This window comes from Yersinia sp. Marseille-Q3913 (assembly GCF_963892745.1).
Lineage (GTDB): Bacteria > Pseudomonadota > Gammaproteobacteria > Enterobacterales > Enterobacteriaceae > Yersinia > Yersinia bercovieri.
Genome location: NZ_CAWQAF010000024.1, coordinates 20,968 through 47,569, shown reverse-complemented (window position 1 = coordinate 47,569; position 26,602 = coordinate 20,968). Strand labels below are relative to the sequence as shown.

Here is a 26,602-nt window from a genome sequence, read left to right as displayed (position 1 = left end):
ACACCCAACACCCAACACCCAACACCCAACACCCAACACCCAACACCCAACACCCAACACCCAGTGCATTCTCCAGTCTGCCAGTTTCAAAATAAATCATCACTCAAACAAATTCGTCAGCCCTGAATCACAGACATAAAAAAAGACGCCGTAGCGCCTTTCAGACTGCTGACAAACCCCGATGACTCGATCGATAACGGCGAGGATAGGCAGAAGAGTAAAGCGTCCGCGCCAGGGAGGGCGCGGCTCGAGCCATCAGGGATGATTTTACGGCGTCTTTACGATCTGCCTGTTCTCTCTGCTCAGGCGGCTTTGTCAATAACCTCAAAGGCGCCGTAGCGCCTTTTTAGAGAGTTTTTTCTGAAGCTTAGAGCACCAGGCCGGCGATAGAGGCGGACAGCACACTGACCAGTGTAGAGCCGTATAGCAGTTTCAGACCGAAGCGAGAAACCACGTTGCCTTGATGTTCATTCAGACCCTTAATCGCACCGGCTACGATACCGATAGAAGAGAAGTTAGCGAATGAAACCAGGAATACCGACAAAATACCCACGCTACGTGGTGAGAGTTCTGATGCGACTTTCTGCAAATCCATCATTGCCACGAATTCGTTAGAAACCAGTTTAGTTGCCATGATACCACCGACTTGCAAAGCTTCATGAGTCGGTACGCCCATGACCCAGGCAAACGGGAAGAACACATAGCCCAGGATCCCCTGGAAGCTAATCCCGAACAGCAAGCTGAATAAGGCATTCATTGCGGCAATTAATGCGATGAAACCAATCAGCATAGCAGCAACGATAATGGCTACTTTGAAACCGGCCAGGATATATTCACCCAGCATTTCAAAGAAACTTTGGCCTTCATGCAAGTTGCTGAGTTGTAACTCCTCTTCATCTTCCGCTTTATACGGGTTGATCAACGACAACACGATAAAGGTACTGAACATGTTAAGCACCAGTGCTGCGACCACGAATTTCGCGTCCAGCATTGACATATAAGCACCGACAATCGACATAGAGACTGTCGACATTGCAGTCGCCGCCATGGTGTACATGCGTTTTTCAGACATTTTGCCCAAAATGTCTTTATAAGCGATGAAGTTTTCAGACTGGCCCAGAATCAATGAACTGACGGCGTTGAATGATTCCAACTTGCCCATGCCATTAACTTTGGATAATAAAGTCCCGATAATCCGAATAACGACCGGCAGCACTTTGATGTATTGCAAAATACCAATTAGAGCAGAGATAAAGACGATAGGGCATAACACTCTCAGGAAGAAGAATGCGAGACCTTTATCACCCATATTGCCAAAGACAAAATCAGTACCGGTCGCGGCGAATCCAAGTAATTTGTCGAATAGACCGGCGAATCCTTTCACAAAACCTAATCCAGCTTCCGAATGAAGGAAGAAGTACGCCAACAACACTTCAATAACTAGCAATTGAATAACAAACCGAATGCGAATACTTTTACGATCTTTACAGATCGCCAAAGCTAATATGGCCACCACGACTAAGGCCAACGCAAACTGCAGAATATGGGACATGTGTGCTCCAAATTTGAGGCAGGCTAGATTTTGGTGGACATTTTATGTAACGGCTACATTAAAAACGAGATGTAGGCAGCAAATATAGAAATTCGTTTTCATAAATGCAAACAAATTAGTGGGGTTGGTCACAAAAAAAACGCTGTTAATCATTTGCTGTGGCAGTAGGTTAGCTATGCTAGCTTGAATAATTGTAGCGCCTGCCTTGAAAATAGTAATGTCACATTTAGCTCTACTTTCTAGCAATCAAAAGCCAATGATAATGAGATGGCAGATTAATTGGGATCGTCTATTAAAGAGATAATTTTTACTGATCTAAATGCGCTTGATAATTATTATCATTTAGATATTATGAATAGTAAGTAAAGAAGACCTCATTTTCCAAGGGTAATACTGAATGCTAAATAGCCGTGCTGTCGATACATCCCGCCGTACATCAAGGAGAGTTAAACTTTCCCTGATGGGGCCTGCTTTTATCGCCGCCATTGCTTATATTGATCCCGGTAATTTCGCGACTAATATTCAGGCCGGTGCCTCGTTCGGTTATACCTTGCTATGGGTGGTGGTGTGGGCCAACGTGATGGCGATGTTAGTTCAGCTGCTCTCTGCCAAACTCGGTATTGCGACGGGCAAGAATCTGGCGGAGCATATCCGCGACCGCTTCCCACGACCCGTGGTTTGGGCATACTGGGTGCAAGCCGAGATTATTGTGATGGCGACCGATCTGGCTGAGTTTATCGGGGCCGCCATCGGCTTCAAATTACTGCTGGGGGTTACGCTACTGGAGGGGGCAGTGTTAACCGGGATTGCCACTTTCCTTATTCTTATGCTGCAAAATAGGGGGCAAAAGCCTATCGAGTTGGTGGTCGGCGGCTTGTTATTGTTTGTTGCGGCCGCCTATATCGTCGAGCTGATTTTCTCTCAACCCAATATTGCGGCACTTGGTCGTGGGATGCTCATCCCAAATTTACCCAATGGTAACGCGGTATTCTTAGCTGCCGGTGTGCTGGGGGCGACTATCATGCCGCATGTTATTTATCTGCATTCAGCATTAACTCAGGCGGAAGGGAGCGAGTCCAAAGCTCAGCGTTATGCTTCGACCCGATTTGATGTGGCGATTGCGATGACCATTGCCGGTTTCGTCAATCTGGCGATGATGGCAACTGCCGCCGCGGCTTTTCATTTCAGCGGTTATCAGGACGTCGCTGAGATAGAAGAGGCCTATTTGACCCTACAGCCCCTGCTGGGTAATGCCGCCGCCACTGTTTTTGGTTTGAGCTTAATCGCGGCGGGGCTTTCATCCACTGTCGTCGGTACGATGGCGGGGCAAGTGGTTATGCAGGGTTTTGTCCGGTTCTATATTCCAATGTGGCTGCGCCGCTCGGTGACCATGTTGCCCTCCTTTATTGTGATTCTGGTAGGAATAGATGCAACACAAATATTAGTGATGAGTCAGGTATTACTGAGTTTTGGTATTGCGCTGGCGCTGGTGCCATTGCTGGTTTTCACCGGTAATAAAGAGTTGATGGGGGATTTGGTTGATACAAAATTCACTCAAATTCTGGGTAAATTAGTCGTCTTATTCGTGATTGGGCTAAATGCTTATCTGCTGATTAGCTTAATTTAACCTATTGAGGCGGGCGGAGTTAAATAACCTGCCTGCGCCTCTTTAGTTAATCATCATCGTGATGATCGTGGCCGTGACCTTTACCTCGAGGGTGGTTTTTACCTTGATAATCCTTTTTACCGTGTTTGTCATAGTGCTTATCGTATTTCCAGTAGCGGCCTTCACGGTAATAATAATTCTTCTTCCACCAATCTCTATCTTGCCAGCGATGTCCATCCCAGTAATGCCCATGGCGGTTACGTTCACCTAAATCCCGCCCTTGATGATCTTGCCACCATTGGCGGTCACGCCAGTCATAACCATCCCAATAATTCCCGCTACGATCTTGCTCGCCAATGTTCAAAGTAACACTGGGCAATAACTCAATGCTCTCAGCATTGGCCATCGGAATGAGCGGTAGCCAGGCTAATATTGTTAGCAGCAGCAGGGGTTTTACTCTTCTTGGTCTTACGACACTCAGTTTCAACATCGTCGACTTAAACTCGGTCACCTTTAGCATGATTGATCCTTACCAGACCTTATTTGTATGTTCGTATCTTAAACGGTTCACCCGCTGCTGGGATTCGGATAAAACTGTAAAATATAGATTTAGGATTTATCTGTGGGAGTGATAGGGGCGAATGGATCAGGGGCCGTTGAGTACCCCTGCCGATGTTTTAAAGGGAGAGCGTTTACACCAAAATGGCTTCGATTATGCTTATCTCTTCAGCGCTGAATTCACTATTCGCCAACATCCCCACGGCGTCATCAATCTGGCTGATTTTGCTGGCACCAATCAGTGCTGATGTCACCCGCCCATCGCGTAATACCCAAGCTAAAGACATCTGCGACAATTTCTGCCCACGAGCAAGCGCCAGCTCATTGAGTCGACGAACTTTAGTCAGTTTTTCTGCCGTAAGTTGTTCAGGATTAAGGAATTTACTGTTGCTGGCGGCACGAGAGTCCTGCGGTATACCCGCTAAATAGCGATCCGTCAATAATCCTCCAGCCAGTGGGGAGAAGGCTATCGACCCCACGCCGTATTCATCCAGCGCATCTTGCAGGTCGGCTTCAATCCAGCGTTCAAACAGGGAATATTTAGGTTGATGGATCAGACAAGGTGTACCCAGCTTCGCCAGAATTTCAAATGCCTGACGCGCTTGCTCAGCAGGATAGTTGGACAAACCGATATAGAGTGCTTTCCCCTGGCGCACCAGCAGATCCAAGGCGGCCATGGTCTCTTCCAATGGGGTATTAGGGTCGGGACGGTGATGATAGAAGATATCAACATAATCCAGCCCCATACGTTGCAAGCTTTGATTGATGCTGGCTACCAGATATTTCTTCGAACCCCAGTCACCGTAAGGGCCGGGCCACATGGTGTAACCCGCTTTGGAGGAGATAATTAGCTCATCACGATAAGGGCGCAGATCCTGCTGTAGGATCCGACCAAAGTTCAGCTCAGCAGAGCCGGGAGGAGGGCCATAGTTATTGGCTAAATCGAAATGAGTGATGCCCCTATCAAAAGCGCGGTGAATGAGATTACGGCTATTTTCATACAGCGTGCTGTCACCAAAGTTATGCCACAGGCCCAGAGAGATGGCGGGAAGCATTAGCCCACTACGACCACAATGATGATATTTCATCTCCTGATAGCGGGAGGACGCTGCTTGATAGACCATGATGCCCCTTATTGAAGAGAGTAAATGACACTTTAGTGTATGCGTTTTCACTGGTTGATGAAGTTGGCAGGATCACAGAGTTGATCAGCAGTGGTTCGTCCCAGAATAGGGAGGGCAGTAAATGATGACGGTGTTAGCTAATCAAAGCGCTTGAAGCTCGGAATGGGGCTATTTGATATCACCGGTTAACTGCTCCAACAACCAATAGCCTGCCGGACCTGGCGGGCTTTTTTTCGACCAAACTGCATCAATAGAGATCATTTTTGGCCAGCCAATAGTCGATAACGGCACCAGTTTTCTGCGGCTGTATTGATCAACCAGCCAGCGAGGCAAAATCGCCCAACCGAAGCCCTGCTCGGCCATTTCCAACAACATTAAATAACTGGGTGCCGACCAGATTAATCCCTGTGGCTGATTGCGTTCGGTGCGATTGTAGGTGTTGAGACAGAGTTGGCGGGTGGTGGCCAACTGCTCGCGGTGAACTTGAGGCAGCTTTGCCAGCGGGTGGTCAGCTTGCACAAATATTGCCATTTCAGTTTGAGCGGATAAGCGGCGGGCTGCAACGTCCGGCGGATAGCTGCTTTGAACCTCTACCACACCAATGTGCGCGCGCCTGAGCTGTAATAGGTCAATGACGTCGGCATCTTCGGCGATCAGGCACTCAAATTCGATATCAGGGTAGCGCTGCTCAAATCGGCGCAGCAGATTTTCATGATGTGTCGGCTGATAGGTGTCGGACAGTACAAAGGTCAGTCGGGTTTCAACCTGACCGGCCAGACGAATTGACAGCGAATCCAGCCGTTCGCTGGCGGCCAGAATCTCTTGCACGTGGGACAACACTCGGCGGCCATGATCGGTTAACACTGGCTGGCGTGCCTGTCTATCAAATAGCGACAACCCCAGATCTGCCTCCAGATTGGCGATGGCGGTGCTGATCGTCGACTGACTTTTGCGTAGCTTACGGGCGGCCGCCGAAAACGAGCCGAGTGCGGCGGCTTCAACAAAGGCAATCAAAGCTTCGGGAGAATAGTGCATAAAGTATCTATTTTATCGATGGGTTCTATTTTCAATCTATCTTAAAAAGCGATGATAATCACCCCAGACAATCAATTGTCGGTTAATTAAATAGGTGTTTTATGCAAGTTCATCACAAATCTCTTTCTGAGCGGTTTATCCATGCTATCGGTTTTGAAGTGATCGCCGTTGCGATTTGTGCACCAATTGGGGCATGGTTGCTGGATCGTTCAATCCTGCAAATGGGAACCTTGACTATTATTCTCTCTTCCGTGGCGATGCTGTGGAATATTATTTATAACAGCCTGTTCGATTATTTCTGGCCCGTTAGCCGGGTAGCCAAAACTCTGGGTGTGCGAGTACTCCATGCCTTGGGCTTTGAAGCCGGTTTTATCCTGGTTGGTTTGCCGATTGCGGCTTATGTATTGGGCGTTTCGCTGCTACAGGCACTTATGCTGGAGATCGGTTTCTTCCTGTTCTTCCTGCCTTACACCATTGTTTATAACTGGGCCTATGACGGCTTGCGGATGCGAATTATCCGTGTCCGTCAGCCTGCGATGTTGGTCCCAGCACCAGAAAAAGGTCGAGGATCATCTGAGAGTTAATCGCCATTTTTCACTTTCAGCAGCGGTATTTTGCCGTTGCTGAAACGTTTTTATGTGATCGTCATCGCAAAGCGAAAGGGTTTACCGCATTGAGATTGTTGTTTCTCCAACCTAATTTTACAGTGGTGAAAGTAGAAGTTAAGCATCCCTGTAACGGAGAAGTTTCTGATGACGAGCTATGCCCTGGTGGGTGACGTTGGCGGCACTAATGCCCGTTTGGCGCTTTGCGCTGTGGCGACGGGCGAAATATCACAAGCAAAAACATATTCAGGGCTGGAATACGACAGTTTGGAAGATGTGATTCGGCAATATTTGTCAGAGCATACAGTGACAATAACAGATGCCTGTATCGCCATTGCTTGCCCAATTACCGACGATTGGGTCGCAATGACCAATCATACTTGGGCATTTTCCATTGCCGCCATGAAGCAGAGTTTGGGGCTGAATCATTTAGAAGTGATTAATGATTTCACTGCGGTATCGATGGCGATCCCGGTGCTGTCCGCGCAAGATGTGCTGCAATTTGGCGGCACTGCGCCCCAGCCGGGCAAACCGATAGCAGTGTATGGTGCGGGTACTGGGTTGGGGGTGGCGCATTTAGTTAATGTGGATCGCCGCTGGATAACTCTGCCGGGTGAGGGCGGGCATGTCGATTTTGCGCCAAATAGCGAAGAAGAGGACCGGATCCTGGCGGTATTGCGTCAGGAACTGGGCCATGTCTCTGCCGAGAGGGTACTCTCTGGGCCGGGGTTGGTTAATCTCTATCGGGCGATCGTTATCTCTGATGCCCGCCTGCCAGAGAATCTGGCACCGAAAGATGTCACAGAGCGGGCGCTGGCTGATAGCTGCACTGACTGTCGCCGCGCATTGTCGCTGTTCTGCGTCATCATGGGGCGTTTTGGCGGCAATTTGGCGTTGAATCTCAGCACCTTTGGCGGCGTATATATCGCGGGCGGTATCGTGCCGCGCTTTATGGAGTTCTTTAAAGCCTCCGGTTTCCGTGGTGCTTTTGAAGATAAAGGCCGCTTCAAAGATTTCCTGCATGACATTCCGGTTTATATGATTACCCATCAACAGCCGGGATTATTGGGCGCGGGGGCTTATCTGCGCCAGACGCTAGGTCATACCCTTCGTCCTTGAAGCCGCAGGGGTGTTAGCTTTCGTGTTACCCGTTGAAGCAAGCAAAGCTTTGGATCTGCTTCAGACTGATAACAAATCTCGACGACTCGATCTCAAGAGGTGAGGGCAGATAGAAGAGTAAAGCGTCCGCGCCAGGGAGGGCGCGGTTCGAGCCTCCATGGATGGATTTACGGCGTCTTTACGATCTACCTGCCCTCTCCGCCGCTGGCACTTTGTCAATAACCTCAAGCAGAGCTAAGGCTCTGCTTTTTTATGGCTAAATAGTCTCACCTATCAAGCATGGCTACTGGCGGTGGTGCCGGCAGGGGCGGAAATAGTGCTTTCTGCCTCGGTGGCGGCACCTTTTGGTGGCTTGATAATGAGAGTCAGCAGCAAGGAGAGCACTGACAGCACCGCGATGACGATAAAGGTGGCGTGATATCCCCCCAGCCGCGCGGCAATAAATGAACCTGCCAATGCGCCCAATCCAAAGCCCTGATAGATGACCCCGTAGTTTTTGCTGTGGTTTTTCAGGCCAAAGAAGTCGCCGACGATGGCGGGGAACACGGTGATATTGCCGCCGAAACAGAAAGCAATGGCCCCAACGCACAGGAAGAACAGGGCGTGAGTCAGCGGCACAAAGGTCAACACGGATACCGCCAGGGTGGTGACCAGCAAGGTGAAACTAATCACCCGCAGGCGGCCCACTTTATCGGATAGCGCCCCCAAAATAATTCGTCCGGCGGTGTTAAAGATGGCGATAGCTGAAACGGTATTTGCCGCCGTAGCTAAATCCATCCCTGCCAGCTGTACACCTAAGTCTTTCACGATACCAATCAGATATAGGCCACTCATACAGGCGGTGAAGAAGATGATAAACAGGAAGTAGGACTCTTTGACCGCCAGCATCTCACCAACGCTAAAGTCGCGCCCCGCGTTAGCTGTTGGTTGGCTGTTGGCAATTGGTGGTGTGACCACTTTTTCCCGCAGCAGGAAAGAACCCGCCCCGACCAATAGCATCACAATAATACCCCAGTAGAAGAACGCCAACGACACGCCCTGATTAGCAATTAAGCTGGCATTCACATATTTGAATAGCAGGCTACCGGTGCCAAATGCCCCGACGGAGATACCTGAAATCAGCCCCTTGCGTTCCGGGAACCACTTAATCAGATTCGACAACGTGGTGATGTAGGCGGTGCCATCGGCAAAACCAACCACAATCCCCGCCAGCAGATAGATCATCCCCAGTGAGGTGGCAAAGGAGCTGGCAATCAATCCCAAACCGAGAATGATGCCGGAAATCAGCGTCAGCTTGCGGATACCAATACGTTCTTGCAGGCGACCTGCAAAGAGTGTCGCAATAGCCAGAGAGAAGCTGGTGATAGAGAAGGTGGTTGCAACCGCCCCCAATGACCAACTGAACTTCTCCCCCAGGGGCTGATTAAATAAGCTCCATGTATAGATTGTGCCCAGACCCATCTGAACAATGATAGTACCTACAACGATTAGCCAACGATTTACCGGTTTACTGCTCATGCCGGACTCCTTAAACATCAATGCAATGTGGCCCGAATATGGCTATTGATGGAGATAAATAGCGTCGGAAGCCTAAAAGTTACGCGCTGATGGAGCACCAGAAATCTTGTGTTGAGGTGTTATCAGCCCGCCGAATGAAGCCAGTATACGGGCGGGCTAATAGCTATAGATCGAAAGGGGAATGAGCTGCATTCCACGTGGAGTGAAATGCACTTAAAGGCGCATCAGTTGCCTAAACTCTTTTATCTTGCTGCGGCTGACCGGGACTTCAAAGTCCAGCTCACTGAGCCGCAGGATGTAAGTGTTGTTAAACCAAGGGACGATTTCACGGATTTTGGCTAAATTGACGCAATAAGAGCGGTGGCAACGGAAGAAATACTCCTCCGGCAAGCGGCTACAAAACTCAGTGATATTCATCGGCATGATGAATTCTTCGCGGCGGGTGTAGACCAGCGTGACCTTCTCCTGCGCCGTCGCATAGTAGATATCATTGATGTCAGTGACGATGATGCGTTCGTCTTTCATCAGATTGATGGTATGTGCCGCTGCACGGGGAGTGGGGCTGCTGGTTTGCTCTCTATTTTGACCATCACGCTGATGCAGTGCTTCCAGCTTTTGCAGCATGGTGACGATACGTGACTCATGGTACGGCTTCAAAATATAGTCGAATGCTTCAATCTCAAATGCTTCAACCGCATGTTCTTTATAGGCGGTGATAAAGATAATATAGGGTTTATGGGTAAATTTGCTGATGTTTTGAGCCAGCAATACGCCATCTAACGACGGAATATTAATATCGAGAAAAATAGCATCAACCTGATGATTTTGCAGGTATTTAAGCACATCTAACCCATCTTCAAAAGTGGCCTCAATGGTGATGTGGCTGTGCTGGTGAATCAGGTAGCTCAACTCTTCCTGAGCCAGAAACTCATCTTCAACAATGATTGCTTTCACGGGTTAAACTCCGGCTGAAATGCTGGGTTCTGCATGGATTTTGCCGCCATTTTTGCTGATATAAAAAGAGATTTCGGTGCCCGGTTCCATGCGGCGGATCTGTAAACCCTCGCCATAGAGTAATTTCACCCGATGATGCACATTCAGTAAACCGATTTTATTGCCCGGCATTTCATTATTGGCGACGCGCTCAATGGTTTCTGGATTAATACCATTACCGGTATCTTTCACTGAAATTTTAATTTGATCGCCCTGCTCTTTGACCGCAATGACCACCACGCCTTTGCCACGATAGGGCTGAATGCCGTGCACAATGGCATTTTCCACCAAAGGTTGGATCAGCAGGCTAGGGATTTTCAGCGCAATATCGTCGTCAATATCATAAATAACCGTCAATTTGCTGCCGAACCGGGCCTGCTCAATGGCGATATAGTCCTGAATTTGATGGAGTTCTTTGCGGATATCAATTTGTTCATCATTTAGCTCAAGGTTATAGCGCAAGTAGCGAGATAAATTGATGATCAATTGACGGGCGGTGTCTGGATTAATGCGGATTGACGACGAAATCGCATTCAAAGCATTAAATAAAAAGTGCGGGTTAATTTTGCTTTGCAGTGCGCGCATTTCCGCTTTATTCGCCATTTCACGCAGTTGCTCGATGCGGGAAACCTCAATTTGGGTTGAGATAATCTGCGACAAACCCACCGCCATGACTTTCAGCGAATAGGTGATTTTATGGGCATGGCAATAATAGATTTTCAGCGAACCCGTGACTTCACCTTTTTCCCATAACGGGATAATAATCAGCGAGTGAATTTGCGGTGTGCGGTGAACTTCATCGTTATTGCGGATGGTAATTTTACCGCGCTGAATACTCTCTTTGGTGATATCACTGATAATCTCATGGCCGATATCGTAGGTTTCAACCCCGACTCCCACATAAGCCAAAATATTCTGGGTATCGGTGATAGCGACCGCATCTGCTTTGATATCGTTGCGAATAATTTCGCATACGCTACGTAAGGATTCGCCATTAATATTGCGGAAATAGGGCAAGGTTTTATTGGCGATATCCAGGGCGAGTTTGGCCTGCCGTGCCGCAATCACCTCTTTTTCATCCTCGACACTCTGCACCAGCAGCACAATCAGCCCGATACACACCGCGCCTAAAATCATCGGAATAGCAATTTTAGAGACAATATCGATGCCTAATGCCGTCGGTTTGGCCCAGATGACCACCAATAGCATGGTCAGTGATTCGCAAATCATGCCCGCTAAAATACCGACACTCCATTGCCGCTCTTTCTTCACTTTCAGGTTGATGTAGCCCGACATCAGGCCAGCAATAATACTGGTAATCAGGCAGGGAACCGAGGTAATACCATCAATATCAATCAAGTAGCGGTGAGATCCGGCGATCAATCCGGTCATGATCCCGACCCATGGGCCAAAGAGAATTCCGCCAGACATGACGGCAATAACACGGACATTGACCAATGAACCTTCGACGTTAATACCGGAATAAGTACCGAAAATCGCGAATAGCGAGAAAATTGCCGTCACGGCAGCCAGCTCCAGCGGGGTGTGCTTCTCTTTTTGCAGTAACTGACGGAACAGGCGGGTGCGGGTCAGGAAGAACAGGCAAATTAGCATTAGTGCGGCGCGATCAAACACCGCCAGTAGCATTTCAAATATCTGGTGCACGCTATTTTCTCTTGGCTACGAGCTGGGATCTTAGGTCGAAGATAGTCAGATCTTGAGGCGAATAAGCGGCTAACTATAAGGAAAAGGGCAGCTGACTGCTACTTTATCCGTGCTATCGAGGGGCTGCCGGAGGCCAGGCTCCGGCAGGGAGAGTGGCGGGATAAAATTATTCAGTCATCCCCAGTTGCTGCTTGCCTATCGGGGTCAGGTTTTCGGCAGTCGCTCTGCCGGAAAAATCAACTTCGAAATCATCGGCGGCGAAGTCTGGTGGCGAGCGACCATCAATAAAGCTGGCTAACTGGCGCGGCAAGTAGGCGGCGTTTTTTTCGCACCATGGGGCGGCGGCGATGTACATCACATTGCTGTCAAACTCACCATTATGCTCGTTTTCTACTGAGTGAATCACATCGCAATGCCAAAATACGGTGTCGCCCGCTTCCAAGTCAGGAATAGGGGAAATCGCTTCGATTAAAAGAGGATGCCACTGTTCGGAAGCTGACAGTGCACGACCTGGCGCGGCACCACAGAGGTCATCGTCGGCAACATCATCCTGAATAGCCCGCAACAAGATATAGGCCATGGCATTGGCGATTGGGATAACGTTTAATGTTCCGGCATGAGTACGTTGAGGTGTCAGCGCGGTCCAGCCCTGGAAGGTGCGGAACATCGAGCATACTGCCGGTGACGGGAACTCGCGCACTTCTGGGCGACCTTCTGCCGCGAATGGATCATACTTCTGCCATTCACCAGAGAATACGTGACGATAGACATGGCGGAAGTTTTCATCCAGCCAGCGCTCAATGGAGCCGCCATCCACATGGGGTGACAGGCCCAGAGAGGAGGATTTTGGCGGGCGGCGACGAGTGCGGTCAGCATAGGTCACGACGCGGTTAGCATCAAAATGCTGCTTGCCGTTGCTCTCGGTTTGCCACAGATTATTCAAGAATATCTGTACCGCATTCATGCGCTGATCCTGACGGGCTTCAACTTGCGGTGTTGACCAATAAATACCGTAAATTTGTGGCTTGCTGGCAGCCAGGGCGCCAAAGTAATTATCTTCGGCGGCATTTTTCAGGCGCTCGACAAAGTTATTACGATCCAGATAGTTACCGATTTCACGGTTCCAGGCGGCGGCTTTTTCTGTCGGGAAAACACCAAGAATGGCACAGCATCCCCGTTGCTTTATTTGCGCTTTTTGTTCATCAGTCACTTTGCCATTGATAATATCATCAGCATGAATACGTGGGACGGGGTTTTCACCCTGCGCCAGAGTGCGGCGAATTTCGGTAACTTGCTGGCGAATGTTCTCTTCAACGGCTTGAAATACCTGCTGGTAATCAGGTAGCGCCTGACGTAATTGTTGTTTCACCGCTTTGATTGCTGCGGGAATATCGTCTATTTGTAATGAAGCCATAATGCTGATTCTCCGATAGCGGTAGGGTTGAGGCGGTGGCACGGGTCGGGTGGTGCTGACCATTTGTTTGTTTTTTGTTATCTTGGAGTAAACATTATTCAAGTAAAATGGAGAAGAATAAAGGGATGAGGTTATGACGAAATTTCCCCTTTAATTTTCGATCCTCTTTTTCTGGCTAACATCATAATTTGAGAGAAAAATGGCACCTGTGATTCAAATGTTCAGTCGTTCCCCTATTTCACTAAAAACACCACGGCTGCTGCTCGATAGTCTTAACGAGCAGGATTGGCCGCTGTTTTTACGTTTATATCAAGACCCAGAGATCCAGCGTTATATCTCTGATCCGATGGATTTAGCTGAAATTCGTGCGCGGTTTGAGTCGCGGTTGCTGCCGTGGGAAAAGAGCGCCAGCCATTGGCTATGCCTGGTTATCCGCGAAAAGAGAAGCGGGCAACCCGTGGGGTTGACGGGATTTTTAGCTGAATGGTTGTCGTTACAGCAAGCTGAGGTGGGCTATGCCATGTTGCCCTCTTATCAGGGCAAAGGTTTTGCCAAAGAGTCACTGATGGCGGTATTGGCGTTTGGCTTCCAGCAGTGCTTGTTCCATAAAATGAAAGCGACTGTCACGGTGGGAAATCATGCTTCTCGGGGGCTGCTAGAGCGCTGTGGTTTTCAGTTGGAGGGCACTTTGCGTGATAACTATCAGTTGGGTGGGCAGTGGTGTGATGATTGGGTTTTGGGGATGCTTAACCACGAATTTCAGCCGTAGTCACTTCTCCGATGAGTGAGATATTTATGAGCAGCCACTCGACACCAATACGGCACTGGGATATGTTCATAAATAGACCATTTGCTGGTCTGCGTCGCTCGGATGGTCCGGGCGCTCACGTATCCCGAGGAAATTATGGCTGAATCCCCTTCCAAACGTCGTTTTACCCGAATTGAACGTCTTCCCCCTTATGTTTTCAATATCACCTCTGAGCTAAAAATGGCGGCGCGCCGTCGTGGTGAAGACATTATTGATTTCAGTATGGGTAATCCGGACGGCCCGACACCGCCACATATCGTTGAGAAAATGTGCAGTGTCGCGCAACGTGAAGACACCCACGGCTATTCAACCTCCCGTGGGATCCCACGCCTGCGCAGGGCCATTTCCCGCTGGTATGCCGATCGCTACCAGGTGGAGATTGACCCGGAAAGCGAAGCGATTGTCACTATTGGCTCGAAAGAGGGGCTGGCGCATTTGATGCTGGCAACACTGGATCACGGTGATACCGTGCTAGTACCAAACCCGAGCTACCCGATTCATATTTATGGTGCGGTCATTGCTGGCGCACAAGTGCGTTCGGTGCCACTGACTGAGGGCATTGATTTCTTCGGTGAGCTGGAGCGCGCGATCCGCGAAACCATTCCTAAACCGAAAATGATGATCCTCGGCTTCCCCTCTAACCCGACGGCACAGTGTGTCGAACTGGACTTTTTCGAGCGAGTCGTGGCGCTGGCGAAGCAATATGACGTGCTGGTGGTGCATGACCTGGCCTATGCCGACATTGTCTATGATGGCTGGAAAGCGCCGTCAATCATGCAGGTTCCTGGTGCGAAAGAGATTGCGGTTGAGTTTTTCACCTTATCCAAAAGTTACAATATGGCCGGTTGGCGCATTGGTTTTATGGTCGGCAATCCTGAACTGGTCAATGCGCTGGCGCGCATTAAGAGCTATCACGATTACGGCACTTTTACCCCACTACAGGTTGCGGCCATTGCGGCGCTGGAGGGGGATCAGCAGTGCGTGCGAGATATCGCCGAGCAATATCGCCAACGTCGTAACGCCTTGGTGCGCGGGCTGCATGAAGCGGGCTGGATGGTCGAAAACCCGAAAGCCTCGATGTATGTTTGGGCTAAAATTCCAGAGCCTTACGCGCATTTAGGGTCGCTCGAGTTTGCTAAACGTCTGCTCTCACAAGCGAAAGTTTGTGTCTCGCCGGGGATTGGATTTGGCGATTACGGTGATACCCATGTTCGTTTTGCGCTAATTGAGAACCAAGACCGGATCCGTCAGGCGGTGCGCGGCATTAAAAGTATGTTCCGCGCTGATGGTTTGCTAAAACCAAGTAAACCTACACCAGATGAAACGGCGTAACGCGCTGTTTTAGCCATGTAATCACGATTCTGGCTGATTGCTTAAGGTGATCGGTCAGAATAACAGTGCTCTTTTGCAAAATAATACCAATAGCTCCTTAATGTTCTCTTCAGCTGTGATACACCATACTCATCATTGATGAAGCAAATTTTTGTGACATATTGGAGTGGGCAGCTATGAGAGATCGCTATTCGTTACCCCAAATAACCCTGCATTGGCTAACCCTATTGATGCTGATTTTGACCTATGCGGCCATGTTGCTCAGTGACAGCGTGCCTGATGAAGATCGAACATTAGTGAAAAATCTGCATTTCAATTTTGGTATTTCTGTCTGGCTATTGATGCTGATGCGCCTTTGGTTGCGCCATCGAAATGTGACACCCGCTATCACCCCGAAATTACCGGATTGGCAGCTGTTAGGTGCTCATATTTTGCATTGGGGGCTGTATCTGATGTTCTTATCTTTGCCGATACTGGGCGTACTGGCGCAAGCTTACGGCGGGAAAACCTGGTTTTTACTGGGCTGGCAGGTGCCGCAGTGGGTGACACCAAATGATGAAGCGCGATCCTACCTTAAGCAGACCCACGAGCTAATCGCCAATTTGGGCTATTTTGTGATTGGGGTTCACGTTCTGGCGGCACTCTATCATCACTATATTCGCGGTGATGATACATTGCGCAGAATGATGCCGGGCAGATGAGTCGCTAAACATAAGAATGATAAAGGGCGCAAATGCGCCCTTTATACGATGTCAGATGGTGAATGGTTCGAGTCAATATTACTCGACCATCATCATGAAAGTACCAATCCAAACCACCAACATGATTGAGATACCCATAAAGAAATATTTCACTGAACAACTCCCCTTGGAGCTACCTCGCCAGTAACGATCCCAATTGCTGTGCTGAGTATCAAATGGATGAATAGGATCGCGCTAATGTAATCGCAACAAGGAGAGACTTACAATACTGTAATTTTATGCATTAGATCACAATTCCACACATAAGTGGCAAGTATTGTTAGCCAATGTATTGAAGTGTGAAGCTATTAACGTTTTTTTTAATTATCTATAGATAACAATTTGTTACTTTGTTGACTGAATTTTAAGCCGCCTAACGGCGTGTTAAGGCCATCAACTGATCTTTCTGACCGCGACATCTGCCTCAAAGCCCAGTAGATACAGGGCTTGCTCCAGTGCTTCAACTTTAGAGGCGTAATAGACATCCAACAGGCGATCCATCTGTGCCGCATTCAAACCGAGCTTGCGAGCCATATCGGCTTTACGGGTATGGGTGGTGAGCATGGCATTGTGCAATTCAGCTTTCAGGCGCACCAAAATTGGCACGTGAACGGATATATCACCAGCTTGCAGCGCCGACGGAGCAGGGACTGGACGACGCTCTTCCATCTCTGCGGCGATACCATTCTTAATGCCATCCTGTGCTTCCAACTCAATATCTTCCAGGGAGTAAGTCACTGAGGCCAATTCAGGGAAGTCGCGATACTGAATGTGGTATTCGCCGCTGGCTTCATCGAGGGTATAACTGACTGGATAGTGGAACACGGTGTTACTCCTGTGGGGAAACGTGGTACTCAAAGTACTGGCATTGTACTGACATCAGCCAGTCTGGGTTACTTATTTAATGTATTGATCCAAATGATGGCAATTTATCAGCGTTAGCCGAAATTTATTATTCTACCCGCTAATTATCTTGTTTTTCAGGCGGCGCAGTAACGAAAAAAAAACATCCATTATAACTATTTTCATACAATTGGTTACTACACAATCAACGATAATAATAAGTGATAAACTAATTTCGCTTTAAATAAAATGCGTTTTTTAAACATTAAGTAAAATTTAGCTACATAGATTGGGTTTAATATTTCAAAATATATTTTACATCTGCTATTATCCACCCGCTTAAATCCTTTTTAAATCAATGATAAATATGTGTGCATTTATCAGTAATAACTCTTTGTTATTATTATCTCTCTATGCTATTTAAGGTCTAATAATTTATCTTAAGTTAAATTATTACTATTTATTTCTTCCAGTTATGGCGTTCAATCTTTTATTGAGAATATTGCTTTTATGATGAAAAAAATATTTTTAGCTTCCACGTTAATAACCGCGTTCTTATTAAGTGGATGCGCCTCTGAGTCCTCCCGTTCGTTAGAAGTGGCGAAAGTTGCCTCTTACGGCACGCAATATAACGGCCCCCGCAGCCCTATTTCTGTGGGTAAATTCGACAACCGTTCAAGCTATATGAGCGGGATATTCTCCGATGGTGTCGATCGTTTGGGGAACCAGTCAAAAACCATTCTGGTGACGCACTTACAACAAACTGGCCGCTTTAACGTATTAGAGCGCACCAATATGGAAGAGCTGAAAACAGAAGCGGCCATTTCAGGGCAAAACCAGCAATTGAAGGGTGCGACCTATGTCGTGACCGGCGATGTAACCGAGTTTGGCCGCAAAGAGACAGGCGATCGTCAGCTATTTGGCATTTTGGGCCGGGGCAAATCTCAGATTGCCTATGCCAAAGTCAATCTGAATATCGTCAATGTAAAGACCTCTGAAGTGGTCTTCTCTTCACAGGGTGCTGGCGAGTATGAACTCTCCAACCGCGAAGTGATCGGTTTTGGTGGGACGGCAAGTTACGACTCAACCTTAAATGGCAAGGTGCTGGACTTGGCTATCCGTGAAGCTGTCAACAATCTGGTTGCTGGTATTGAATCGGGTGCATGGCAACCGGCGAAATAAGTGTTAATAGCGAAATAATTCTTCATCACGAGTATGGATACCGCAACATGAAATTAATGAAAAAGCTCTCTCTGCTGCTGGCTGCCGCTGTATTGGCGGGTTGTGCCACGGCACCGAAACCTATTTACAACTGGGATAACTACCAAACGACGATTTATGATTACTATAAATCTGATGCCAGTCCTGAACAGCAAATTGCTGCTTTAAAAGAGAATATCGAAAAGTCACGTGCGAAAAACATGCCAGTTCCTCCGGGCTTACATGCTCATTTGGGCATGTTGTACGGCAATACCGGGCATACGGATTTAGCGATGGCTGAATTCAATACCGAGAAAACGGCATTCCCTGAGTCTGCTCCGTTTATGGATTTCTTGATGAGCAAGGATAAAGGGGCATTTAAATGAGAGCTATTTTCGCAATATGCGCAGTCATGATGGCACTGTTGTTGACTGGCTGTGCCAAGCCAGTACAGCAGGACTACTCTGCATTTAAGCAAAGCAAACCAAAAAGCATTTTGGTGCTGCTGCCACAGAACCAATCGCCAGAAGTGGCTGCCAGCCATGGTATGTTGTCTCAGGTCACTTACCCGTTATCTGAAGCGGGCTATTACGTGCTGCCAGTGGCTGTAGTGGAAGAGACATTTAAGCAAAATGGTATGACAAATGCGGGCGACATCAGTGCTGCCAGCCCAGCCAAACTTCATAAAATCTTTGGTGCAGATGCGGTGCTGTACATCACCGTAGTGCAATACGGTACCTCTTATCAGATCATCACCAGTGATACTCGCGTCACGGCGAATGCCAAATTGGTTGATTTGAGAAGCGGCAAATTGTTGTGGAGCGGCAGTGCGACTGCATCCAGCAATGAAGGCGATAACTCCTCTGGTGGTGTCATCGGCATGTTGGTTCAAGCTGCGGTAACGCAGATCAGCAATACCCTCACTGATCGTAGTCATGATATTGCCGGTGTTACCAGTACACGTATGCTGACTGCTGGAACGCCTAACGGTATTCTGTATGGGCCACGTTCACCCAATTACGGTAAAGATGCGCAGTAACTCTCTTTAGTGCAGATGCCCCCTGACGTTGCAGGGGGCATCTGTTACTCTCCCCGCTGTGTTTGATTTAATCGCTGACTTTCCGGTGCTTTAACCCGTCCCACGTAAACTGCTATTCTCTATCACGACTCTTCATTGTATTACCACGCAGGGAATCAGCGCGATGTTGAATATGAGAAACCGATTTGAGCGTAATAATCTCTTCGGGGAAAAGAATATCCATGCTGTTTTTGAAATCAGTCTGCTGCTAAAAGCGATACTGGCGGTATTGGAGATCATAGCCGGCATTTTAACGTATTTTATCACGCCGCAGTTTTTACTGAATTTGCTGCATCACATTACGCAAGTTGAGTTTATCGAAGAGCGCGGGGATGTCGTGGCTAACTATTTGCTGGATGCTGTGCAAAGTCTCTCCATCAGCAGCTTACATTTCGCCGCTTTTTATCTGGTGGCCCATGGTGTGATTAAGCTATGGATCATTATTGGATTATGGCGCAAAAAATTGGGTTATTACCCCATGGCCATGGGGATTTTTAGCTTATTTATTGTTTATCAACTCTATCGCTATACCTTTACCCACTCGCCACTGTTAATTCTGATAACCATTTTGGATGCGGTGGTGATTGTGTTGACCTTGCTGGAATATCGGCAATTGCGGCATCAACTGCGACCTGCTGGCTGAACATCTGCCGCCAGCAGGTGAGTTAGTGTCTTAATCAGTGCTTTTAATGACTAAAGACATGGGCCTGACCAATAATCGTCAGGTCAACCATTAAGCCTATGCTAATACCTTCCCGACTGATGGTTTTGATCTCGACACTCTCTTCGCTACCGACGATATATAACGTAATTGTCGAGATAAAACCGGCAAAATCAATATTAATAATTTTCGCCAGGCAGTGAGTCGGGTAGTGATGAGCGACGGGCAATGGAGTCATGGTAATTTGTTCGGGGCGCAACATAATCCGCGTCAGTCCATGGCGTTTCGCATCGTCAACCTTGACCCGACCTAATGCACAATCGGCCCATCCGCTGTCGATATTGGCAGAAAGGATCAGTGTTTCACCCAGGAAGGTCGCTGTTGGTTCATCAATAGGCCGCAGGTAAAGCTCTTGTGGCGGGCCAACATGGGCCAGTTTACCGGCGCGCATGACCGCGACCTGATCTGCAAACGACAGCGCTTCAGTTTGATCATGGGTCACTAAAATAGAGGCAATATTTGCCTGTGCCAGTAGTTCGGCGACCGCTTTGCGGGTTGAGGCGCGCAATGCGGTATCCAGCGCAGAAAATGGCTCATCCAGCAGCATCAGCACCGGGCGTTGTGCGAGTGCTCTGGCGAGAGCCACCCGCTGTTGTTGCCCTCCAGAGATCTCATGGGGCCAAAGTTGGGACAATCTGCGGTCTAGCGCGACCATCTCCATCAACTCATCAATCCGGTGTGCTTTCTCCTGTTTTGTACCTTTTAGCCCATAACCAATGTTGCCCGCCACGGTGAAGTGTGGGAACAGCGCACCATCTTGCGGCACAAAACCAATTCCTCTTTTATGTGCTGGTACTTGAGTTGTGCTATCAAATACCGGCACCCCTTGTAGGATCACTTTGCCGTGATCAGGGGTTTCGAAACCGGCAATGATCCGTAGTAGTGTGGTTTTGCCTGAGCCAGAAGGGCCGACAATGGCGGTGCGACTACCCGAGGTAACCTGTAAGTCAATTCGATCTAATACGGTAACCGATTGATAAGACTTGCCGATTTGCTGAAGTTCAAGCGTGCTCATAGTCCTGCCGTACGTTGAGATTGAGAATAAAGCAGCCAGGTTAGCGGCAGAGAAAGTGCCACCATCAGCAGTGCATAAGGTGATGCTGCAACATAATCGATTTCGCTGGTCAATGCCCAGAAACCCGTCGCCAGGGTGCGAGTACCATTGGGAGCCAGTAATAGCGTGGCGGTCAACTCATTGGAGATGGCGAGGAACACCAATGCTGCTCCGGCGGCAGCGCCCGGTGCTGCAAGGCGCATGGTGGTGCTCCAAATAGCCTGAGTGGGCGTTTTGCCCAGGCTACGCGCCACGTTTTCTAATTCAACTGGCGCTTGGGCAATCCCAGCCCGCAAACTGATCAACGCCCGTGGCGTAAACATCAATAAGTAGGCCAGCAAAATAGTGAATTCGGTTTGATACAGCGGGCGGGCAATGCGGATAGTGATGGTGACCAGTGCCAGCGCGACCACGATACCGGGCAGGGAGCTGGTGACATAATTACAGCCCTCCATTAGCCGATGCAAACGCCCTGGGTAACGTACTGATAACCATGCCATAGGGATGGCGCATAGTGTGATAATCACCGCACCACTCAGTGCTAATGCCAGTGTCTGTTTCAAGGCAGGGAGCAATTCAGGGTTCAACCACACATCGATGCCACCAATATAGAGCCAGCGGGCGAGAGTGATAAAGGGCACGCCCAGCGAAAGGGCGGTGAGCACCAGCGGCAATAACAGGCAAAATAGGGTAAGAGCCGAACCCATCGCGTAAGCGGTTTGGCTTCTTGCGCTACCTGAACCGACTCGTGCGTAGCGATTATAGCCGCGGCTGGTGGCCTCAATTAACAGTAACCCCAGGCAACATAGTGCCAGCACGCCGGCCAACATATTGGCTGCCGGGCCATTAAAGGTGGACTGGAACTGGTCAAAAATGGCGGTGGTAAAGGTATCGAAGCGGATCATGGCATACAGCCCATATTCGGCCAATAAATGTAGCGCAATCAGTATCGAACCACCCCAAATGGCTAATTTTAGCTGTGGTAGCACCACTTTAAAAAATACCGCAGTGGGGGTGCTGCCCAGTGATGCGGCGGCGTCTTCAAGGCCGGGATCGAGACGGCGCAATACCGCTGATGCGGGCAGGTAGATAAAGGGGAAATAGGCGATGACAGAGATAAAGACTCCTGCGCCAAGCCCGTGCATGGCGGGCACCAGACTAATCCATGCATAACTTTGCACAAACGCGGGTACTGCTAATGGCGCGATAGCCAGCAGTGACCAAATCCGCCTGCCGGGTAGGGCGGTGCGTTCGGTCAGCCACGCCAGTGCGACACCAATAATGGTGCAAAGGGGTAAGGTAAAAACCACCAGTAGCGCGGTGTTGATCAGGAGTTCACCCACGCGAGGGCGAAAAACCAGTGCTTTGACGGTTGACCAGCCAGTATCGATGGCAATACCGATAACAAACCCCAATGGCAGCAGGGATAGCAGCGAAAGCATAATCGCGATAACCACAATCCCAGAGCCTGGGCGGTGGTTATACTGCCGTGTTGCTGCCTTATTCAGTGCAACCGGATCAACATCGGTACTTATATTGGCCATAATCGTCAAGGCACTCAGCATGTTAAATGCCCGCCGGGCTAGAGACGCGGCGGGCTAAAAAATCAGTCAGTTGACTCTATTACAGCAGGCCAGCTTCTGTCATCAATTCAACCACTTTCTTGCTATTTAGTTTGGATGGTTCGACTTTCGGTGCTTGCAGATCTTTCAGTGGCACCAATTTAGGATTTGAAGCCGCATCGACGCCGACGGCATATTCAAAGGCATCGTTGGTGCGCAGGATATCCTGACCTGATTTGCTAGTGATCCATTTGACGAACTCTTGTGCTTCTTTCGGATGCTTGCTAGAGGCTAACACGCCACCGCCAGAGATACTCACAAACGCGCCAGGATCTTCATTTTTGAAGTAATGCAGCTTGGTTTTGCCGCTGTTTTCGCCGGTTTTTGCCTGATCAACAAAGCGGTAATAGTGATAGATAACCCCGCCATCGATTTGGCCCGCATTCACCGCTTTCATGACGGTGCTATTGCCTTTATAGGCGGTAAAGTTGGTTTTCATGGCTTTGAGCCACTCTAATGTGGCTTTTTCGCCTTTTAGCTCCAGCATAGCACTGACAATGGCCTGGAAATCTGCGCCGGATGGTGAGGCTGCCCAGCGGCCTTTCCACTCAGGTTTAGCCAGATCCATAATGGATTTAGGCAATTGCGCTTCGCTGATTTTTTCCGGATTATAGACAAACACGGTGCTACGGGCGGCAATGCCAGTCCAGCGGCCATGCTCAGGGCGGTACTCTTTAGCCACCTGAGCTTGTGTCGCCCCATCCAGTGGTGCGAACAGTTTGGCATTATCGACCAGCACCATAGCGGGTGAGTTCTCGGTTAGGAAAACGTCTGCTGGCGATGCACTGCCTTCCTGAACCAGTTGGTTACCTAACTCGCTATCCCCGCCATTACGTAGGGTGACTTTGATGCCAGTATCCTTGGTAAAGCCATCAACCCAGGATTTCACCAGGTTTTCATGCTGAGCGTTATAAATCACGATACCTTCATCATTTGATGCGGCATGAGCAGAAAATGCCAACATCATTGAGGAAGCCAGTATAGAAGAAGAGAGCAGTGCGACAGAGCCGAGAGCGGGGAAACGTAACTTCATAGCGACATCCTTTTAAAAGGTCAGAGAAGAAAACGGTTGGTCTGATAGTGGCGAAACAAAACGATTGTATAGAAAGAAAATGGTAATCATAGTGAAAATCATTCGCAATATATGCTACAAGATGTTTCATTTTTCAACGCTATTTTTTGTATGGGTAAATCCTCCAGCCCCTTGTATTAAGCTCTTCCTCGCATTTATCTGTTTGTTGGCAACAGACAATGACTTAACATAGCTATCACTTTTTTGCATGGTTCATGGATATTCGATGCGCTATCTGGCTGTTATTCTTCCCTTACTCACGTTGCTCTCTGCCTGTAGTAGCAAGCCGACACCTCCCACCGCTGCCACGCCATCCGATGGCTTGATACAGAGCGGTTTTTTACTTGAACCGGAACATCAGGGGCATCTGCAAAACGGTGATTTTGCTTATAACGCCGACACTGCCCGTTTTGTCGACAAAATGGTGCGTGAGCACGGTTTTGAGCGCCAACAACTGCATGATGTATTGGCCCAGACCCAAAAGCTGGACTGGGTTATCCGCCTGATGGATAAGCAAGCCCCCACTTCAGGTCGCCCTTCCGGGCCAAATGGGGTTTGGAACCGCTATCGCAACCAATTTATTACGCCGGATAATGTGCAAAATGGCGTGAATTTCTGGAATCAGCATGAAGAGGCGCTGCAACGCGCTTATGAGATCTATGGGGTTCCTCCAGAGATTATCGTCGGTATCATCGGCGTTGAAACTCGCTGGGGCCGAGTGATGGGCAAGACCCGCATTATTGATGCATTGGCGACACTCTCTTTTGCCTATCCGCGCCGCGCCGCGTACTTTACTGGCGAGCTGGAGACCTTCTTGCTGATGGCACGTGCTGAGGGCAATGACCCGCTCAGTCTGCGGGGTTCCTATGCGGGTGCAATGGGTTACGGTCAATTTATGCCATCGTCATTTAAGAGCTATGCGGTTGATTTTAATGGCAATGGCCATATCAATTTGTGGGACCCGGAGGATGCGATTGGCAGTGTTGCCAACTACTTCAAATCTCACGGCTGGACGAAAGGGGCGGCAGTCGCGGTGCCCGCTAATGGTCAGGCACCCAATCTCGATAATGGTTTTAAGACCAAATATCCGCTATCGACCTTATCTGCGGCGGGGCTAAGCCCAACAGCGCCACTGGGCGACTATCAGGAGGCTAGCCTATTGCGCCTTGATGTCGGCACGGGTTATCAATACTGGTACGGTTTACCTAACTTCTACACCATTACCCGCTACAACCACAGCACCCACTATGCCATGGCGGTGTGGCAATTGGGTGAGGCGGTCGGCAGGGCGCGTAGAGGTTATTGAAATAGCTGCTGACAAAGCTGAACCAAGGGGAAACGTGCCGTTGGGGTCGTAAGCGGCGTAAGCCGCCGAAGTGCCCCGAGGTGCGGTCACCCCTTGGCTCACAACCGTTTTCATCATACTCAGGGCCACATCAGTGGCCCTTTTTACCACTAAACTAGCGGCTTACAGCAGATGTGAAATATCATCCGGATTCACTGATGGTGGGGATTTACGCCAACCACGGGTGAGCCACAGCAGATAGATAAATCCTGCCAGCAACCACAGTAAACCCACCTCCAGTGCGCGCTGCTCTAAATGCACCCACAGCCAGACTGACATCACAAATCCCATCATGGGTAACAGCCCATACTTGAACATGGCCGATGCGCCACGGCGCTTCTCATTGATCAGGAAGTGCTTTATCACACTCAGATTGACAAAGGTAAAAGCGCCTAGCGCGCCAAAGCTAATCATCGACACCACTAAGTTCAGGTCAAGGAACAGCGCCAGTAGCGAAATTGTCGCGACGAACAAAATAGCCCGCCATGGCGTGTGGAACTTGCGATGCAGATGGAAGAACACTTTACGTGGCAATACCCCTTCACGGCCCATGGCATAGAAGATGCGCGATACGCTGGTCTGCGCGGTCATTGCCGAGGCATACACGCCCGTCAGGTAGGTCGCCATAAAGAAGTTATACATCCACTTGCCGCCGACATGCTCGGAGATAATCAGGCTGGCGGTATCTTGATGTGGGATCAGCGACTGCCAATCGGGATAGGCCAGATGAGCAGCATAGGAGACGGCGATAAAAATGGCACCGGCACTGATGACGGTAAACAAAATAGCGCGCGGTAGAGTGCGCTTGGCGTCGTGTGCTTCTTCGGCCATGGTGGCGATGGCATCAAAACCGAGGAATGCCAAACAGAGCACCGCAGCACCGGACAACAAACCAGAGAGATCACCGGTATTCACCAGCAGCGGCTTCATCAGCGCTGCCGGGCTAAGATCTGCCTGACTGAATGAAAGGGCGATAAATAGCACGATAAATACCATCTGTGCGGCGATCAGTGAGAAATTCACCGAAGTGAGCAGTCGCACACCGAGGATATTGAGCAAGCTGACACTGACGATAGACGCAATGATAAAGAGCGGTGCGGGAATAGCCGGGAATGCCTCGTGCAAGAAAATACCTAAAACCAAATAGTTCAGGATCGGCAGGAACAGATAATCCAGAATTTGCGCCCAGCCCACCAGAAAGCCGGTTTTTCCGCCAAAACTGCGCTGAACATAAGAGTAGGCCGAACCTGATAGCGGCATGGCGCTGGTCATCCGGCAATAACTGAGGGCAGTAAACAAAATGGTGGCAACAGTTACCAAATAAGCGATGGGCAAGTGGCCCTGACTTAATACGGTCACCTGTCCATAGGTGGTAAATACGCCTAATGGCACCATGTAGGCAAGGCCGAAAGCGACCAGCGCGGGGGTTTTAAGCACTCTGCGCAACTGAATATTTTGTGGCATTACCCTATCATCTCCTGGTGTAAACGAGCACCGTTGAGCCGCATTTTTATGCAGCTGTAAAACACAAAGGAGCGGATTTTGACACAAGGGGGGCAGGTTTGAAAGTCCATCACCACCCGACTCGGTAGCGGCGG

At 49.2% G+C, this 26,602-nt stretch carries 25 protein-coding genes; 11 read left to right on the top strand and 14 right to left on the bottom strand.

Annotation, left to right across the window (positions count from 1 at the left end):
• Positions 1–367 precede the first annotated feature (367 nt).
• Positions 368–1,552, bottom strand: a complete 1,185-nt coding sequence (locus AACW11_RS12040; protein ID WP_212586775.1) for a NupC/NupG family nucleoside CNT transporter — start codon at positions 1,550–1,552, stop codon at positions 368–370.
• A 397-nt stretch (positions 1,553–1,949) separates the two neighbouring features.
• On the opposite strand from AACW11_RS12040, the gene AACW11_RS12035 reads away from it, so the two are divergent.
• Positions 1,950–3,179 (top strand): Nramp family divalent metal transporter, encoded by a 1,230-nt coding sequence (locus AACW11_RS12035; RefSeq protein WP_212586774.1) that lies wholly within the window; start codon positions 1,950–1,952, stop codon positions 3,177–3,179.
• A 46-nt stretch (positions 3,180–3,225) separates the two neighbouring features.
• On the opposite strand, the gene AACW11_RS12030 is transcribed toward AACW11_RS12035, so the two are convergent.
• The 3 genes from AACW11_RS12030 to AACW11_RS12020 form a co-directional block, all read right to left on the bottom strand.
• Positions 3,226–3,678, bottom strand: a complete 453-nt coding sequence (locus tag AACW11_RS12030; protein WP_212586773.1) for a DUF2502 domain-containing protein — start codon at positions 3,676–3,678, stop codon at positions 3,226–3,228.
• Between the two features lie 172 nt (positions 3,679–3,850).
• Positions 3,851–4,840: an aldo/keto reductase gene (locus tag AACW11_RS12025; protein WP_212586772.1), complete on the bottom strand. Its 990-nt coding sequence runs from the start codon at positions 4,838–4,840 to the stop codon at positions 3,851–3,853.
• A gap of 168 nt (positions 4,841–5,008) precedes the next feature.
• Positions 5,009–5,875, bottom strand: a complete 867-nt coding sequence (locus tag AACW11_RS12020) for a LysR family transcriptional regulator (RefSeq protein WP_212586771.1) — start codon at positions 5,873–5,875, stop codon at positions 5,009–5,011.
• 101 nt (positions 5,876–5,976) lie between these two features.
• On the opposite strand from AACW11_RS12020, the gene AACW11_RS12015 reads away from it, so the two are divergent.
• The gene (locus AACW11_RS12015; protein ID WP_212586770.1) at positions 5,977–6,459 is read left to right on the top strand and encodes a multidrug/biocide efflux PACE transporter; all 483 of its coding nucleotides are present in this window, start codon (positions 5,977–5,979) and stop codon (positions 6,457–6,459) included.
• Between the two features lie 168 nt (positions 6,460–6,627).
• The gene (glk, locus tag AACW11_RS12010) at positions 6,628–7,599 is read left to right on the top strand and encodes a glucokinase (protein WP_212586769.1); all 972 of its coding nucleotides are present in this window, start codon (positions 6,628–6,630) and stop codon (positions 7,597–7,599) included.
• A gap of 273 nt (positions 7,600–7,872) precedes the next feature.
• On the opposite strand, the gene AACW11_RS12000 is transcribed toward glk, so the two are convergent.
• The 4 genes from AACW11_RS12000 to AACW11_RS11985 all read right to left on the bottom strand — a co-directional run bounded on the left by AACW11_RS12000 (position 7,873) and on the right by AACW11_RS11985 (position 13,189).
• Complete coding sequence (locus AACW11_RS12000) at positions 7,873–9,117, bottom strand: L-lactate MFS transporter (protein WP_212586768.1); 1,245 nt, start codon at positions 9,115–9,117, stop codon at positions 7,873–7,875.
• 213 nt (positions 9,118–9,330) lie between these two features.
• Positions 9,331–10,071, bottom strand: coding sequence for a LytR/AlgR family response regulator transcription factor (locus tag AACW11_RS11995; RefSeq protein ID WP_212586767.1), 741 nt, complete (start codon positions 10,069–10,071; stop codon positions 9,331–9,333).
• A 3-nt stretch (positions 10,072–10,074) separates the two neighbouring features.
• Positions 10,075–11,775, bottom strand: coding sequence for a LytS/YhcK type 5TM receptor domain-containing protein (locus AACW11_RS11990; RefSeq protein WP_212586766.1), 1,701 nt, complete (start codon positions 11,773–11,775; stop codon positions 10,075–10,077).
• A gap of 166 nt (positions 11,776–11,941) precedes the next feature.
• Entirely contained in the window at positions 11,942–13,189 is a 1,248-nt protein-coding gene (locus AACW11_RS11985; RefSeq protein WP_212586765.1) for a DUF1479 domain-containing protein, read from the bottom strand.
• 259 nt (positions 13,190–13,448) lie between these two features.
• Here AACW11_RS11985 and AACW11_RS11980 point away from each other — a divergent pair, with 259 nt between their 5' ends.
• The 3 genes from AACW11_RS11980 (at position 13,449) to AACW11_RS11970 (ending at position 16,030) form a co-directional block, all read left to right on the top strand.
• Complete coding sequence (locus AACW11_RS11980) at positions 13,449–13,958, top strand: GNAT family N-acetyltransferase (protein ID WP_212586777.1); 510 nt, start codon at positions 13,449–13,451, stop codon at positions 13,956–13,958.
• Positions 13,959–14,093: 135 nt separating this feature from the next.
• Positions 14,094–15,329 carry an alanine transaminase gene (gene alaC, locus AACW11_RS11975; RefSeq protein WP_212586764.1) on the top strand — a complete coding sequence of 412 codons (1,236 nt, stop codon included), beginning with the start codon at positions 14,094–14,096 and terminating at the stop codon, positions 15,327–15,329.
• A gap of 176 nt (positions 15,330–15,505) precedes the next feature.
• On the top strand, positions 15,506–16,030 hold the full coding sequence (locus AACW11_RS11970; RefSeq protein WP_212586763.1) for a cytochrome b: 525 nt from the start codon (positions 15,506–15,508) through the stop codon (positions 16,028–16,030).
• A gap of 78 nt (positions 16,031–16,108) precedes the next feature.
• Here the strand turns inward: AACW11_RS11970 and ypdK are convergent, their stop codons facing one another.
• Both ypdK and AACW11_RS11960 read right to left on the bottom strand, forming a co-directional pair.
• A complete protein-coding gene (ypdK, locus tag AACW11_RS11965; protein ID WP_099460453.1) occupies positions 16,109–16,183 on the bottom strand; it encodes a membrane protein YpdK in 75 nt (24 codons plus the stop codon).
• Positions 16,184–16,462: 279 nt separating this feature from the next.
• Positions 16,463–16,894, bottom strand: a complete 432-nt coding sequence (locus AACW11_RS11960) for a hypothetical protein (protein WP_212586762.1) — start codon at positions 16,892–16,894, stop codon at positions 16,463–16,465.
• Positions 16,895–17,422: 528 nt separating this feature from the next.
• Here AACW11_RS11960 and AACW11_RS11955 point away from each other — a divergent pair.
• The 4 genes from AACW11_RS11955 (at position 17,423) to AACW11_RS11940 (ending at position 19,833) form a co-directional block, all read left to right on the top strand.
• A complete protein-coding gene (locus tag AACW11_RS11955; RefSeq protein ID WP_005275442.1) occupies positions 17,423–18,094 on the top strand; it encodes a CsgG/HfaB family protein in 672 nt (223 codons plus the stop codon).
• Between the two features lie 47 nt (positions 18,095–18,141).
• On the top strand, positions 18,142–18,498 hold the full coding sequence (locus AACW11_RS11950; RefSeq protein ID WP_212586761.1) for a DUF4810 domain-containing protein: 357 nt from the start codon (positions 18,142–18,144) through the stop codon (positions 18,496–18,498).
• Positions 18,495–19,151 (top strand): DUF799 domain-containing protein, encoded by a 657-nt coding sequence (locus AACW11_RS11945; RefSeq protein WP_212586760.1) that lies wholly within the window; start codon positions 18,495–18,497, stop codon positions 19,149–19,151. The genes AACW11_RS11950 and AACW11_RS11945 overlap by 4 nt, the downstream gene beginning before the upstream one ends.
• Positions 19,152–19,314: 163 nt before the next feature.
• A complete protein-coding gene (locus AACW11_RS11940) occupies positions 19,315–19,833 on the top strand; it encodes a DUF2127 domain-containing protein (protein WP_212586759.1) in 519 nt (172 codons plus the stop codon).
• 43 nt (positions 19,834–19,876) lie between these two features.
• Here the strand turns inward: AACW11_RS11940 and AACW11_RS11935 are convergent, their stop codons facing one another.
• The 3 genes from AACW11_RS11935 to AACW11_RS11925 form a co-directional block, all read right to left on the bottom strand.
• Complete coding sequence (locus AACW11_RS11935) at positions 19,877–20,926, bottom strand: ABC transporter ATP-binding protein (protein WP_212586758.1); 1,050 nt, start codon at positions 20,924–20,926, stop codon at positions 19,877–19,879.
• Positions 20,923–22,509, bottom strand: coding sequence for an ABC transporter permease (locus AACW11_RS11930; protein ID WP_212586776.1), 1,587 nt, complete (start codon positions 22,507–22,509; stop codon positions 20,923–20,925). Before AACW11_RS11930 ends, AACW11_RS11935 begins: the two co-directional genes overlap by 4 nt.
• Before the next feature lie 79 nt (positions 22,510–22,588).
• Positions 22,589–23,620 carry an iron ABC transporter substrate-binding protein gene (locus AACW11_RS11925; protein ID WP_212586757.1) on the bottom strand — a complete coding sequence of 344 codons (1,032 nt, stop codon included), beginning with the start codon at positions 23,618–23,620 and terminating at the stop codon, positions 22,589–22,591.
• Positions 23,621–23,885: 265 nt separating this feature from the next.
• Here AACW11_RS11925 and mltB point away from each other — a divergent pair, with 265 nt between their 5' ends.
• Complete coding sequence (gene mltB, locus AACW11_RS11920; protein WP_212586756.1) at positions 23,886–24,965, top strand: lytic murein transglycosylase B; 1,080 nt, start codon at positions 23,886–23,888, stop codon at positions 24,963–24,965.
• Positions 24,966–25,127: 162 nt separating this feature from the next.
• Here mltB and AACW11_RS11915 read toward each other — a convergent pair whose 3' ends face one another.
• Positions 25,128–26,468: an APC family permease gene (locus AACW11_RS11915; protein WP_212586755.1), complete on the bottom strand. Its 1,341-nt coding sequence runs from the start codon at positions 26,466–26,468 to the stop codon at positions 25,128–25,130.
• Positions 26,469–26,602 lie beyond the last annotated feature (134 nt).

Bases quoted from the DNA above. Each gene is read 5' to 3' on its own strand.
- AACW11_RS12020 (WP_212586771.1), bottom strand. From the start codon at position 5,875: ATGCACTATTCTCCCGAAGCTTTGATTGCCTTTGTTGAAGCCGCCGCA.
- AACW11_RS11940 (WP_212586759.1), top strand. From the start codon at position 19,315: ATGTTGAATATGAGAAACCGATTTGAGCGTAATAATCTCTTCGGGGAA.
- AACW11_RS12040 (WP_212586775.1), bottom strand. From the start codon at position 1,552: ATGTCCCATATTCTGCAGTTTGCGTTGGCCTTAGTCGTGGTGGCCATA.
- AACW11_RS11945 (WP_212586760.1), top strand. From the start codon at position 18,495: ATGAGAGCTATTTTCGCAATATGCGCAGTCATGATGGCACTGTTGTTG.
- AACW11_RS12015 (WP_212586770.1), top strand. From the start codon at position 5,977: ATGCAAGTTCATCACAAATCTCTTTCTGAGCGGTTTATCCATGCTATC.
- glk (WP_212586769.1), top strand. From the start codon at position 6,628: ATGACGAGCTATGCCCTGGTGGGTGACGTTGGCGGCACTAATGCCCGT.
- AACW11_RS12025 (WP_212586772.1), bottom strand. From the start codon at position 4,840: ATGGTCTATCAAGCAGCGTCCTCCCGCTATCAGGAGATGAAATATCAT.
- AACW11_RS11985 (WP_212586765.1), bottom strand. From the start codon at position 13,189: ATGGCTTCATTACAAATAGACGATATTCCCGCAGCAATCAAAGCGGTG.
- AACW11_RS12000 (WP_212586768.1), bottom strand. From the start codon at position 9,117: ATGAGCAGTAAACCGGTAAATCGTTGGCTAATCGTTGTAGGTACTATC.
- AACW11_RS11970 (WP_212586763.1), top strand. From the start codon at position 15,506: ATGAGAGATCGCTATTCGTTACCCCAAATAACCCTGCATTGGCTAACC.
- AACW11_RS11915 (WP_212586755.1), bottom strand. From the start codon at position 26,468: ATGCCACAAAATATTCAGTTGCGCAGAGTGCTTAAAACCCCCGCGCTG.
- AACW11_RS12035 (WP_212586774.1), top strand. From the start codon at position 1,950: ATGCTAAATAGCCGTGCTGTCGATACATCCCGCCGTACATCAAGGAGA.
- AACW11_RS11935 (WP_212586758.1), bottom strand. From the start codon at position 20,926: ATGAGCACGCTTGAACTTCAGCAAATCGGCAAGTCTTATCAATCGGTT.
- AACW11_RS11930 (WP_212586776.1), bottom strand. From the start codon at position 22,509: ATGGCCAATATAAGTACCGATGTTGATCCGGTTGCACTGAATAAGGCA.
- AACW11_RS11950 (WP_212586761.1), top strand. From the start codon at position 18,142: ATGAAATTAATGAAAAAGCTCTCTCTGCTGCTGGCTGCCGCTGTATTG.
- alaC (WP_212586764.1), top strand. From the start codon at position 14,094: ATGGCTGAATCCCCTTCCAAACGTCGTTTTACCCGAATTGAACGTCTT.
- AACW11_RS11925 (WP_212586757.1), bottom strand. From the start codon at position 23,620: ATGAAGTTACGTTTCCCCGCTCTCGGCTCTGTCGCACTGCTCTCTTCT.
- AACW11_RS12030 (WP_212586773.1), bottom strand. From the start codon at position 3,678: ATGCTAAAGGTGACCGAGTTTAAGTCGACGATGTTGAAACTGAGTGTC.
- AACW11_RS11955 (WP_005275442.1), top strand. From the start codon at position 17,423: ATGATGAAAAAAATATTTTTAGCTTCCACGTTAATAACCGCGTTCTTA.
- mltB (WP_212586756.1), top strand. From the start codon at position 23,886: ATGCGCTATCTGGCTGTTATTCTTCCCTTACTCACGTTGCTCTCTGCC.